Consider the following 12,397-nt stretch of genomic DNA (forward strand, 5'->3'; position numbering starts at 1 on the left):
TGATCCCCCGAAACGGAATCAGTGATATTTAAACCTCAATCTCCGAAAAAGAAAAACCCACAACGAAAGTTGTGGGTTTTTTGTTTTAGTTGATTTCAAAATAGGTTTATAGGTTAAGCGTTCTTAAGTGTTTTGACTTCTAATTACCAAAAACGGTTTAAATTCAAACTAGAATATTCTGTTTAACCAACTGCCATTTTTCGACTTTCTTTTAGAATATATGATGGCATTGGCTCGGCTAATTTCCATTCTATATTCATGGGCTTCTCTCCTGAATATTTCTGAAAAATCGTTTCTCCTAAAAAAACATAACCCATTGTAAATCCATATTCATCTTTATTTTGTTCTCTAACGAAAAGCAAAACCTTTTTTTCGCTATTAATATAGGCTAGCCCTTTTGGAGTATTAGGAGAAGCGCTATTCTGAGTTTGCCAATGAAAAAGATGTTTATTTAAAGCATAATCATCATACATAGTAGTAGGAGAATATTCTTTATCAGATTTTTTCAATGTTACAAAAAGAGCTTCAGTATTTATAGACTTTTCATAAGAAGAACCCTCACGACTAGGTTTAGCCTTTTTAAAAGTATGTCTTCTTATCGCCACAAGTATTTGGTTTCTGTTATATCTACTATGAATCTTTAATGGAAAAGCAAATCCGAGATCAATAGGTTTTTCAATAAAATCAATTTTTTCAATTATATATTTTACAACCTCCACTATTTCCCTAATCATCACAAGATTCTTTTGAATTTGACTCAAGCTTTCTTGCAAACTATAAAAGCCACAATCAGGTCCCGATCTCTGCCAGATATCATAATGAAACATTAATGCATTTAAACGATCCTTTTCCGACTCTTCAGAAAATTTGAAATTGTTTTCACATAATTGTTTGATGAAATTGAGATAGCTGATAGAATTGCAGTTTATCAATCTATTAGCTATGAAATTGGAAATCTCTTTTTCATTAGGATCTGAAAAATCTTCAATTACTTTAGCTTCCGCACAAAGCCTACTCCAACTTCCTTTTTTATAAACTTGTTCAATACTTAAATGATGGAATTCTAGAAAATTATTTAGGTTTAAAGGTCTTGTAGAATGATGTTTAAATATTTTAATTTTCTGGACTAGTTGAGGCCTTCTAAATTCTGTTGCTTCTTTTATATTTTTTAAAATTATTTCCTTTGCTTTTTTCTCTAAAACAATGGAACAACCCAGCGGTAAATGAGGAAATTCATCTTCAATTTCTTTGATGACAGAGGTATGAGTTTTTCCAATTAAAGCTCTAAATTTATGTTCAAAATCATATTCCGGTCTTGAATTTCCAACAAAATCAAGAACAGTTAAACAATCTTTATTTTCGGCAAGACGTAAACCTCTACCAAGTTGTTGTAAAAAAATAGTCAAGCTTTCTGTTGGGCGCAGAAATAACACTGTGTCTATTTCTGGAATATCAACACCTTCGTTGAATATATCAACCACGAATAAATAATTAATTTCCTTTTTACTCAATTGGTTTCGTAATAATGTTCTTTCAGAGCTATTGTCGCTTACGAGATAATCTGCTTTTAATCCAGCGAGTGTGAATTTACTTGCCATATATTTTGCATGTTCCTGGCTTACGCAAAATCCTAAAGACTGAACATCATTTACGTCTGTAAGATATTCTTCACAATTCTTCAGTATATCTCCTACGCGTCTATCATTTTCGGTATACAGTTTTGTTAGCTCTTTAATCTCATATTTACCATTTTTCCAACTCACATTAGTTAAATCAATGGAATCTGATAAAGCAAAATATTGAAAAGGAGAAAGCAGTTTCCGGTTTAAGGCTTCTGGAAGTCTTATCTCAGCAGCAATCTTATTTTGGAAATCTTCAGTAATATCCCCGCCATCCATCCTTTCGGGAGTTGCTGTAAGTCCCAATAAAATTTTAGGATTAAACCTTTTTAGAATTGGTCTGTAGCTATCAGCCTTAATATGATGAACTTCGTCTACAATAATATAATCGAAAAAATCTTCCCCTAACTCTATATTTTTAAGACGACTATTCAAAGTTTGAACTGAGGCAAAAAGCTGGTCATATTTTTCAGGTTCATAGCCTCCTACCCAGAGCTCACCGAAGTTGGAATCCCTTAAAACATGCTGAAATGTTTTTTGAGCTTGTTCTAAAATTTCTTTTCTGTGGGCAACGAATAAAAATTTAGAATTTGGATTTAAGTTTCTATATCGTTTGAAATCAAAAGCTGAAATTACCGTTTTACCTGTTCCCGTTGCAGCGACTATTAAGTTCTTGTTTCTATTATGAATAATTCTTTCCGAATCAAGTTTAGAAAGAATTTCCTCCTGATAGGGATATGGTTTAAGGTCAAAAAACGTTGTAATTTCATTAATTCCTTGATTGCTCTGCCTTTTTAGAGAGTTTATTAGCTTAATCCTATCCTTTACCTTGTCATAATATTCAAATTCTGGATCTTCCCAGTAGGTTTCAAATGTTTTTTGAAATTTATCTATAATATGTCCAATTTCTTGAGTTGTAACCTTTAAATTCCATTCTAAACCATTAGTTAACGCAGATCTAGATAGATTGGAAGAGCCGATGTAACCTGTGTGAAATTCTGATTTTCTTAAAAATAGATATGCCTTTGCATGCAATCTTTCATGTTCAACATTATAAGAAATTTTAATTTCGGTGTTTGGCAAAGAAGCTAAATATTCCACAGCTTTAGCATCTGTAGCTCCCATGTAAGAAGTAGTTATAATTTTTAACTTTTTTCCACTTTTGGTGAATTCTTCCAATTCCTTTTTAAATATTCTAATTCCTGAATATTTAATAAAAGAAACAAGCCAGCAAATTTCATCTGCTGAAAGAATTTCCTTTTTAAGCTCGCTCTCTAATGAAATTCCCGAGTTATTACCGGTAAATAATTCACTTTGACTAAGTCTTGTATATGGCGTTATTTCTTTTAAACGGTCTTTTAAATTAGAATAAGGAAAATTAGATTTCGAAAAAATCGCTTCTAATATTCTTCCCTCGTTTTCAATAAGGTTTTCTGTTAACTCTACATTTTTAAGTTCATCAGCTAACAACATAATAATTTTGTTAGAGATTTCAATTTGCTTTAAGGGCCTGTCTTTATCTTTAATCTCATTTAAGGCATATTTAATGGTTTCTGCTAAATAATGACTTAAATATAAGGAGGCTTCTTCTTTATCTAAAGGAGTCTCACTGATATGATACTTTTCACAATCAATAGAATTTAATTTATTGGTGACAAGTTTATTTATTAGCTGTTCGTAAAGACCGGTTTCAAAGCTCATTTAAAATTCTGTATATAATGTTTTACGATTGGAATATCGGCTTCTGCCCAGTCAAAATTTTCTAATTGGGAAACAGTTACCCACTCTATTTTAGAGTGTTCTTTTAAATCGATTTCTGAGGTTTGTAGGGAACAACGAAATGGAATAAGTTCAATAATTTTTTTATCGGAGTATCTATGAGTATTTGAGGGAAGTCGTTGTAATATTTTCACATTTAATCCAAGTTCTTCCTTTATTTCTCTTTTTAAGCAATCTTCTAGTGTTTCCCCTTTTTCAAGTTTTCCTCCAGGAAATTCCCACTTTAATGGAAGACTCATTTTTTCGCTACGCTGAGCGCATAAAACTTTATTTTTATTTACTATTAATGCGCAAGTGACTTGAATCAACCGAATTTAAATTAATTATGAATATAAAATTAAATGTTTCATTGAAATTTTCTATTTCAAACTTAATCTAATTATTTTATAAAAATTACTGGATTCCCTACCTAAATGATGGTAATTATCCACAATTGTCAAAAAAACAAATGGTTTTAGTGGATAAGTATCAGATTTTAAATCAAATATAATTTTATAAAAGAACTAAGTTTGGAAGGAATTATTATTTTTTTTAATCCACTAACTCTTATAGGTACATAAACAAAAAAAGCATGATCTATTTCCTCTATACATAATCCACATTCCCACTATCTAAATTCCTTTCCCCGTTAAGTCGTTCACCTACTAATTTCCCTTCTTTTGCAACGCCTTAGTCTAGGCAGCAAATATTGTCTTAATAAAAATAGGGTTCGCATTTAAGCCAATAATAGCCGCAAAAAAACATTTAATCAATAGCACTATAAAAGTCAAGCGAATTTAATTCGGATTCTGAAATTGGATGGTCTAGCAAATTTTCCAATGGTAACAGATTTATAGATCTGTAGGTCATTTTTTACGGATCTTCCCAGCACCTTTGTCGAAATTCAGATTTCATATTATGGTCCTTATTTTTTAAAAAAAAAGTCCATTGGCCATTTCATCTCATTCTCTTTCAGCTTTTTTTAAAAAGTTCTCTGGCATTACTGTCAAAGCAAATATCCTGATGAAGTTTTTATGCTAAATTTGCCGCTACTCAATACAATATGAAAAGAGCTTTAGTTAGATATAGAAAAAGTGCTTTTGGCACGTATATTACTCGCAATCAAAAGTATGCTCCCATTCTTTTTTTTATGGGTGGTTTTATTTTTGATACGTTGACCCTAGGGAGAATAGATCGAGTTTATGATACCGTTGTACTTTGCTCGCATATGACCTTAGTATCCATAACGCTTTATTTATATAATACAGTGAATAATGATAAGTGGGAAGGCACTTTTATAAGACGTTATTCAGAATATTTTCCGCTTGCTATACAGTTCTTCTTTGGCGCACTTTCAAGTGCTTTTGTTATCTATTTTTTCAGAAGTGTCTCCATGTCAAAAACTATGTTTTTTTTCATACTGCTGGTGCTGCTCTTATTTGCAAACGAGTTTCTTAAAAAGAAGATCTCCAATAAATACCTTCAGTTTAGTGTTTATTTTTTTATAAGTTTCACCTTTTTCACCTTTATGATCCCTACGCTCATAAGGCAAATGAATACCTTTATCTTTATCATTTCCGGGCTTGTTAGTTTGTGGTCTACGCTAGCACTCATCAGGTTTATTTACAAGTCAAGCCCAAGCACAAGAGCTGAGATAAGTCTAAAAAAACTGATGGGAATTATCTTTTCTATTTATATCACAATTAATGTTTTTTACTATTTCAATCTTATTCCACCAGTGCCGCTAGCGCTGGATACCGGGTTGGTGGCTCATGATGTGCAGAAAATTAATAATGAATACATTGTTACTTACGAGAAGGATGAATGGTTTGTATTTTGGCGAAAACATAATATCAATTTTCATCGTCAGGAAAATCAAAGAGTTTATGTGTTCACTTCTGTTTTTGCACCTACAGATTTAAAAAAGTCTATTTTTCATAGGTGGAAATGGTTTAATCCCAATACCGGGGATTGGGAAGTTACAGATGACCTTGGCTTTGAAGTTGCCGGAGGGCGTGATCGAGGTTTCCGTGGATATACTTATAAAAGCAATCTTAAAGAAGGTCAATGGAAAGTGGATGTAATTACAGAAGAGGAACTGGTTCTGGGTGTTGTGGATTTTGTGATTAAAAACACTGCTGAACCTTATAAAGAAGGGATGGTAAAGAGATCATTTTAAAAATAGTTTCTAAGATCTAAGACAGATGTACGCGTACAATGACTATTGGAAATTCTTTGAAGCAGTTCTTTATATCAATCAGAGAACGAATGATCATCCCATCCTTTCATCCATTTGATAAAATGAAACATGAGTGTTGGAACTGGTAAAATAATCGAGTTAATGGAGATAAATTAAAACCTGGAAATAGGAAGAACTAACTTATATTGGTCTATTAGGGAAGAGGATTGTCATTAATATTCCTGTACGTGATATTTCCAATTTCAGATCTAAAATAATGTCTTTCTAGTAATTGTTTAATTTCCAGTTTCACAAAACGCATCAGAATTACTAATTTTAGCAAAAATGATCTTTTTGAGGTCTTAGCGTTGTACTTCTCTATAATTTTCATCTGAATAAAGCTAAGATAATAACTAAGGTTAATTAAGAATACATAAGATCTACAAAAGCTTATTTCATGGATACATCTTCTTTAAAAAATAATTCTGTAAAAAAGAGCAAAGCTCCACTGTACGTTTCTCTTGGGATCTTGGTATTATTAGTAGCTTCTTACTTCTTAATCCCCGCAGTTAATCAATTCTTAAATGAAGCATGGAGCGTACTCACCAGCAACGATAACGAAAGGATAAGGAAATGGGTAGGAGATTTTGGATGGTTCGGACCTTTAATGCTAGTGGTGAGCATGGTAGCTCAAATGTTTCTTATCATTATTCCTTCTGTGGCCTTGATGGTAGTTTCCATATTAGCGTATGGGCCAATTTGGGGTAGTTTAATTGTTTTATTGGCCATATTTACCGCTTCATCTATTGGTTATTGGATAGGAAGATATTTTGGTCCTATGATCGTAGAACGATTAATAGGGCATAAATCTGAAAAGAAAATCGCTAGTTTTCTGGATGATTATGGATTTTGGGCAATAATAGTTACTCGTATAAATCCATTTCTTTCTAATGATGCCATAAGTTTTGTAGCCGGCATCTTAAAAATGGGATATTGGAAATTTATAGGTGCTACCATTGTAGGTATCATTCCGCTTACCATCTTTATTGCTATCATAGGAAAAAGCACCGCTACATTAGAGAGCGGATTGCTATGGGGCTCTATAGTAAGTCTTGTTATCTTTGGTGGATATGTTTACTGGGATAAAAAAATTAGAGATAAATAAAATAGTGAGATTAGCTAGGTTGCTTTTTTGAAGTATCTTTTATCACCACCGTTCTGTAAGGGAATGGAATCTCTATTCCTTCACTATCAAAACGATTTTTAATACTCTCTAAAACATCGCACTTTAGCTGAAAAGAATCACCAAAACTTTTACTCCAGGCCCAGGCTCTTACAGTTATTGAAGAATCATTCATTCTAATTACAGCGGTTTTTACCATAGGTTTCGCATCATCATTCTTTTCCCATTCAGTTCGATTGTCTAAAATTAGTGGATGCGCTTCACATTCTTCCTGCATAATTTTCTTGGCAAGAACAATATTGCTATCGTACGATATTCCTATTTCTACATGTTCACAGCATTTAAGTTCACCCAGGTCATAATTAACCAGTTTTTCTTTATTTATTATGGAATTTGGGATCACTATCATCTTATTTTCAAAATTTCTAATGATGGTATGCCTCAAAGTTATATCTGTTACTATTCCAACCATACTATCTGTGATCTTAATGGTATCTCCAATCTTAAAAGGTTTAAATGAAATTATAAAGACACCTCCAACCAAATTTGCCAGTGCTTCCTGAGAAGCAACCCCTGCAATTAGTGCAATTACACCTGCACCTCCTAAGGCGGTTTGAGCTACTCCCTTTAACGATGGAAATGCCAAAAGGCCAAATAATATTCCCACAAAATAGACTCCGAAAACTGCGATATACCGCAAAAATTTAAAACTGGTAGGATCATTTTGATTTGCGATCTTTTTTCTGATACTTTTCCTGAACCATAAATTAGTGCTTGAAGCAGCCACAATGGTGATCACTGCCAAAAAACCAAGGTAGAGCACTATGTTGAAGTTTTTGGTGAGAACTGCATATTTCTCTTCTTCTACAAACAGAAAGCTAAGTGCAATAAGTCCTAAAACCAGCCATAATGCATTTAGCACCTGCTTTACTAGATTTAATGGAGTGGCTCTTTCTTCCGGAAATTTTTCCTGTTCTTTCTTTACTAACCACTTATGAATAAAATTGGTTACAAAGTGTAATACTATAACGCTTATAACTACAGTAACGGCATAAATTATTTGTCGTCTATATGTTTCAAAAAGCTCTATCATTTCTATAATTCTTGAGGATTGAAATTTACCAATCTAATTAGCACTAAGGGTAAACTAGCAAAATTGAACAATGTAAGTTCTTTAATCATATTAGATCAAATATTGATGAACTCTAAATTAAACATTTCGCATCAAATTCTACTTTAGATTTCTAGGCGACATTATTGTTGCAAAGGTATCAATATCTAGCAGATCTTATGGAAGTAGTTATAGGGAGAGCTGTATGTGTTGAGAATCGTTATAATTCTGATGAATTTGTTCTGCTATTTTAAATTCTGAATTTATTGGATAGTTGTGTTCTTAAATCTTAACATGGTTTAGCAAACTAATGAACAAAGAAATACCGGATAGCAACCTCTAAAGTTTAAGGTGGCTATCCGGTATTATTTATAATTTGGTAATAGGTAGTTATGAATTAAAGGTCTACATCCCATTCATCATTATTGCTATTCTTTCTTAATGGTTCTAGTAAATTCATGAGAACGATCAATATTACCACAAAACCAATGATATAAAATGCTACCCAATAATTTTCCAGAAAGATCCTGGAATAGAGTTCATCATGAATATAAATGGATCTAATTATTACTGCTAACAATATAAAAATGAGGGTTTTGGTGATGGTTTTCATAATTAACTAGTTTCTAGAATTAATAAAATCTTTTATCTACACAGTTCTTAACTTCAAACTACTACTATCATTTCTTGCGGATTATTATTCTTCTGTTTATTGCGGTGAGCTGTTAATTCTCATATGCTTCTATTCCATTCTGGAGATACTGAAATGCAGATCTTTTGATAGTTCTAACTACCTCAAAATGGGTATCTAGTTTATTTTTAAAGATCAGAAATGAGTTTAAATACGCATTATCACATTGTACATCGTCACATTCTTCAATTCCCTGTAATTTATTTTGAAACTGAATGCAGGTCTTATAATGAAAGTTATTTAGATCTTTTAGTTCATGAAATTGCTTTACTAAGTACTTGGCATCTATGTGATTTGATCTTGTTCTTTCAATTAACGATGATGCTAGTAATAGGAGATAAAAGTTAATTTCTTGCTCCAAAAATTCCAGCTCACTTCGCCATTTACTAACATCATTCTCCATGTTAAGTTTATGAACCTCTTCCTCGTTATGATGCTCCTGAATATTGTTTATCATATCTTTTATTTTTTAAAATAGGTTGTTGAATAACCTTTACAATTTTAATGATGCGCTCACCCACAGGAAACTTCCACATAATTTCATCTCCTTCGGCATGTCCAAATAGAGCTAGACCTAATGGTGCTAATATGGAGACTTTTTGATCTCTTAGATCTGCATTATCTGGTGTAACTATCTTATAGGTTCTTTCTACATCAAACTCAGATTTTATGGTGACAGTAGAGTTTAATCTTATATTGTCTTCAGGGATCTTATCAGACTTTAGGATCTTTGCAGTGAGCATCTGTTCCTGTAATTTAGAAACAGATGCCTTGTAAATCTCATCTTTGTAATGTCTAGATAGTGCCAAGAGTTCTTTTAAAATATCAAACTCACTTCGCTCTATTATCAATGCTCCGTATTTCATGTTATTAGACATTTTCAGCTATTTATTAAGGAAAGATTCCTCTTTGTTTATAGGCTGTTTCAACTCTGGAGATCGCCAGTATAAAGGCAGCTGTTCTCCAGTCTGTTTGTTGCTTTAATACTTCAGAATGGATCTTATGGAAATTCTGAGTGATCTTCTTTTCTATTTTTTCCATCACTTCTTCCAACTGCCACATTTCTCCATTTCTGTTTTGCAACCATTCAAAATAACTTCCAATTACACCCCCAGAATTACAGAAGATATCCGGAATTATGATCTTCCCATTTTCAAGCAGTATTTGCTCCCCATCTTTATCTGTAGGTCCATTTGCACCTTCTGCTATGATAGTAGCTTTTATCTTATAGGCATTTTCAGCAGTAATTTGATTTCCTAATGCAGCCGGAATTACGATGTCACAATCTAATCCGAAGAAATTTTCTGCATCTATTTCCCGAGCTCCCTCAAAACCTGCTATAGAACCTTTTCTAGGTTCACAATGTTGCGAAAGAGCCTCTGCATCTATTCCATTTTCGTTATAAAGAGTGGCATGAGCATCTTGAACAGCAATAAGTTTGGCTCCATCTTTAGTTAGAAAATGTGAGGCCCAATAACCAACATTTCCATAACCTTGTACTATAAAAGTTTTATTGTGTAATGCTAATCCCTGTGTTTGAAGTAGTAATTTTATTGAAAGGTACACGCCAAAACCAGTAGCTCTATCTCTACCTTCAAGGCCTCCCGCGCCTACGGGTTTCCCGGTTACTACGTGTTGGTTGTGTGAGCGTTCTGAAGAAGATATAGTAGACATATAGGTATCTACGATCCACGCCATGGTCTGCGGATTGGTATTTACATCTGGAGCAGGAATATCATGTTCCGGCCCAATATTCTCTCCCAGAGCATAAGTAAATCGTCTGGTGATACGCTCTAACTCAGAATCTGAGAATTTTCTAGGGTCTATCTTAATTCCCCCTTTTGCACCTCCAAATGGAAGCCCTGCTAGAGAAGTTTTCCAGGTCATCCACATTGCAAGAGCTTTTGCAGCGTCTATATCTACAGTATCATGATAACGCAAACCTCCTTTATATGGTCCTAATGCATTATTGTGTTGTACCCGATATCCGGTAAAAACTTCTACGTTCCCATTGTCCATTTTAACAGGAAAATGAACAATAATTTCGTTATTGGTAATTCCCAATATCTTTCTGATATTAGGATTAAGATCTATAATGTCTGCCGTTTTGTTAAACTGACTCATTACAGTATCATACATAGACTGTTTATTTGGTGTTTTAGTATCTATCATTTTATTTATTCAAAGTGTTCACAAACTAATTTTCTGTGCTCTTTCCAAGTACAGGATTTCTGATGGTCGCAGTTAAAGCATAAACCCTTGATCATCTCTTGCGTAAAGCCATTTAGAGGTTGCTCTTTGGGTGAGGATGCAAAAAGCTTTTTACTTATTAAGTTCATTTTTTCATAAGATTATATTTTCTTGTTTACAGAAAGTCAAATGCTATGCCCAACAATTTTAATTTGTGCTAAAAATGTATTTAATAACCTGATAAACAGTAAATTAAAATTTATATTTTTATTTATTTTGAAATTAGGGTAGGGGAGTTTTGCCCCGGTAAGGGATAAATGGACCACTTAAGAAGCTTATCTTATTTTAGCTTATTGCGAAGGGTTTTTCTATCTATTTGAAGAATTTCAGCTGCTTTGGTCTTGTTATTATCTACACTAGCCAAAACGTTTAAGATGTGTTCTTTTTCAACTTCTTGTAAAGATCTTGAGGTAGAGGTAATAGCGGGAATTGGGTATTTTAAATGATCTGGAAGTTGTGCTATATCTATAAGCTCTTCACTCATAATAATAGCTCTCTGAACCACATTTTCTAATTCTCTTACGTTGCCCGGCCAATTATAACGTTTTAGCATTTCTAGTGCTCTGCTACTAAACTGAACTTTAGGTTTAACATATTCTGAAGCATATTTTCGAAGAAAATTTTTCGCGAGACTCGGAATGTCACCTTTGTGGTCTCTTAACGGAGGAGTAATAATGTTTACCACATTCAACCTGTAATAAAGATCTTCTCTGAAACTTCCATTTTGAGACATCTGAAGTAGGTTGCTATTGGTGGCGGCAATAATCCTAATTTCTATTTTTTGGGCTTTTTGTTCTCCAACACGTCTAACTTCTTTTTCTTGAAGAACACGTAATAATCTGGTTTGTACTGTAGAGGACGCTGTACCAATTTCATCTAAAAAAATAGTACCTCCAGCTGCGGCCTGAAAAAATCCTTCTCGATTCTCATTCGCACCGGTAAAAGCACCTTTTTTATATCCAAAGAGTTCTGCTTCTAATAACTCTTCGGGAATGGCACCACAGTTAACCGCAATAAAAGGGTTTGCTGCAAAAGAACCTTTATAATGAATGGCACGAGCTACCAATTCTTTCCCGGTACCGCTCTCGCCCTGAATAAGCACCGTAGCCCTATTGTTCTTAACACGCTCTATAAGATCTATTAATTTCTCAATCTCATCAGAATGTCCTACTATACCAGCATATACATTAGGTCTCATGGGGGAGGAGATAGAAGGAGTAGCATCTTGTAATGATTGTGGAGGAAGAGATTTTTGAACAGAATTCTTTAATTCTTCAAAGGTAAAAGGCTTGACTAAATAATCTAGAGCACCAGATTTTATGGCGTTAAGAGCGCCATCTATAGAAGGATATCCGGTAATCACCAGTTTTGGAACCTCCGGGAAATGTTCATCAACATATTTTATAAGTTCAAGACCACCAATGCCGGGCATTTGTAGATCTGTGATTATGAGATCTACAGCATTAAATTTTAAAATATTTATAGCCTCAACTACAGAAGATGCTCTATACGAATGAAAATGTAACTCCTGAAGATGGCGCTGCACTAATTCCAGCATGTCATAATCGTCATCAACAATGAGAATATTTGCCTTCTTAAGAGCCAT

Annotated in this window: 11 protein-coding genes; 2 read left to right on the top strand and 9 right to left on the bottom strand. The window is 33.5% G+C overall.

Going from position 1 to position 12,397, the window contains the following annotated elements; translation table 11 throughout:
* Positions 1–182: 182 nt before the first annotated feature.
* Together P163_RS10865 and P163_RS10870 are read right to left on the bottom strand one after the other, a co-directional pair.
* Complete coding sequence (locus P163_RS10865) at positions 183–3,320, bottom strand: DEAD/DEAH box helicase (RefSeq protein ID WP_034890849.1); 3,138 nt, start codon at positions 3,318–3,320, stop codon at positions 183–185.
* Positions 3,317–3,706, bottom strand: a complete 390-nt coding sequence (locus tag P163_RS10870; protein ID WP_034890853.1) for a (deoxy)nucleoside triphosphate pyrophosphohydrolase — start codon at positions 3,704–3,706, stop codon at positions 3,317–3,319. Before P163_RS10870 ends, P163_RS10865 begins: the two co-directional genes overlap by 4 nt.
* A gap of 734 nt (positions 3,707–4,440) precedes the next feature.
* On the opposite strand from P163_RS10870, the gene P163_RS10875 reads away from it, so the two are divergent.
* A complete protein-coding gene (locus tag P163_RS10875; protein WP_034890856.1) occupies positions 4,441–5,556 on the top strand; it encodes a DUF2914 domain-containing protein in 1,116 nt (371 codons plus the stop codon).
* A gap of 214 nt (positions 5,557–5,770) precedes the next feature.
* Here P163_RS10875 and P163_RS18315 read toward each other — a convergent pair whose 3' ends face one another.
* Entirely contained in the window at positions 5,771–5,947 is a 177-nt protein-coding gene (locus P163_RS18315; protein WP_156100693.1) for a hypothetical protein, read from the bottom strand.
* A 66-nt stretch (positions 5,948–6,013) separates the two neighbouring features.
* Between P163_RS18315 and P163_RS10880 the strand changes: the two genes are divergently transcribed.
* The gene (locus P163_RS10880; protein WP_034890859.1) at positions 6,014–6,721 is read left to right on the top strand and encodes a TVP38/TMEM64 family protein; all 708 of its coding nucleotides are present in this window, start codon (positions 6,014–6,016) and stop codon (positions 6,719–6,721) included.
* A gap of 10 nt (positions 6,722–6,731) precedes the next feature.
* Here the strand turns inward: P163_RS10880 and P163_RS10885 are convergent, their stop codons facing one another.
* The 6 genes from P163_RS10885 to P163_RS10910 all read right to left on the bottom strand — a co-directional run bounded on the left by P163_RS10885 (position 6,732) and on the right by P163_RS10910 (position 12,397).
* Entirely contained in the window at positions 6,732–7,832 is a 1,101-nt protein-coding gene (locus P163_RS10885) for a mechanosensitive ion channel family protein (protein WP_034890862.1), read from the bottom strand.
* 415 nt (positions 7,833–8,247) lie between these two features.
* Positions 8,248–8,463 carry a hypothetical protein gene (locus P163_RS10890; protein ID WP_034890865.1) on the bottom strand — a complete coding sequence of 72 codons (216 nt, stop codon included), beginning with the start codon at positions 8,461–8,463 and terminating at the stop codon, positions 8,248–8,250.
* 112 nt (positions 8,464–8,575) lie between these two features.
* Positions 8,576–8,998, bottom strand: coding sequence for a hypothetical protein (locus P163_RS10895; protein ID WP_034890868.1), 423 nt, complete (start codon positions 8,996–8,998; stop codon positions 8,576–8,578).
* The gene (locus P163_RS10900; protein WP_231556189.1) at positions 8,970–9,419 is read right to left on the bottom strand and encodes a GreA/GreB family elongation factor; all 450 of its coding nucleotides are present in this window, start codon (positions 9,417–9,419) and stop codon (positions 8,970–8,972) included. The genes P163_RS10895 and P163_RS10900 overlap by 29 nt, the downstream gene beginning before the upstream one ends.
* A 13-nt stretch (positions 9,420–9,432) precedes the next feature.
* Complete coding sequence (locus P163_RS10905) at positions 9,433–10,713, bottom strand: Glu/Leu/Phe/Val family dehydrogenase (RefSeq protein WP_034890871.1); 1,281 nt, start codon at positions 10,711–10,713, stop codon at positions 9,433–9,435.
* 358 nt (positions 10,714–11,071) lie between these two features.
* Positions 11,072–12,397: a sigma-54-dependent transcriptional regulator gene (locus P163_RS10910; protein ID WP_034890874.1), complete on the bottom strand. Its 1,326-nt coding sequence runs from the start codon at positions 12,395–12,397 to the stop codon at positions 11,072–11,074.

Origin of the sequence: Gillisia sp. Hel_I_29, from assembly GCF_000744275.1 — a bacterium.
GTDB lineage: Bacteria > Bacteroidota > Bacteroidia > Flavobacteriales > Flavobacteriaceae > Gillisia.

Coding starts and splice junctions, on each gene's coding strand:
- P163_RS10895 (WP_034890868.1), bottom strand. CDS start 8,998: ATGATAAACAATATTCAGGAGCATCATAACGAGGAAGAGGTTCATAAA.
- P163_RS10890 (WP_034890865.1), bottom strand. CDS start 8,463: ATGAAAACCATCACCAAAACCCTCATTTTTATATTGTTAGCAGTAATA.
- P163_RS10875 (WP_034890856.1), top strand. CDS start 4,441: ATGAAAAGAGCTTTAGTTAGATATAGAAAAAGTGCTTTTGGCACGTAT.
- P163_RS10900 (WP_231556189.1), bottom strand. CDS start 9,419: ATGTCTAATAACATGAAATACGGAGCATTGATAATAGAGCGAAGTGAG.
- P163_RS10880 (WP_034890859.1), top strand. CDS start 6,014: ATGGATACATCTTCTTTAAAAAATAATTCTGTAAAAAAGAGCAAAGCT.
- P163_RS10885 (WP_034890862.1), bottom strand. CDS start 7,832: ATGATAGAGCTTTTTGAAACATATAGACGACAAATAATTTATGCCGTT.
- P163_RS18315 (WP_156100693.1), bottom strand. CDS start 5,947: ATGAAAATTATAGAGAAGTACAACGCTAAGACCTCAAAAAGATCATTT.
- P163_RS10905 (WP_034890871.1), bottom strand. CDS start 10,713: ATGATAGATACTAAAACACCAAATAAACAGTCTATGTATGATACTGTA.
- P163_RS10910 (WP_034890874.1), bottom strand. CDS start 12,397: ATGGCTCTTAAGAAGGCAAATATTCTCATTGTTGATGACGATTATGAC.
- P163_RS10865 (WP_034890849.1), bottom strand. CDS start 3,320: ATGAGCTTTGAAACCGGTCTTTACGAACAGCTAATAAATAAACTTGTC.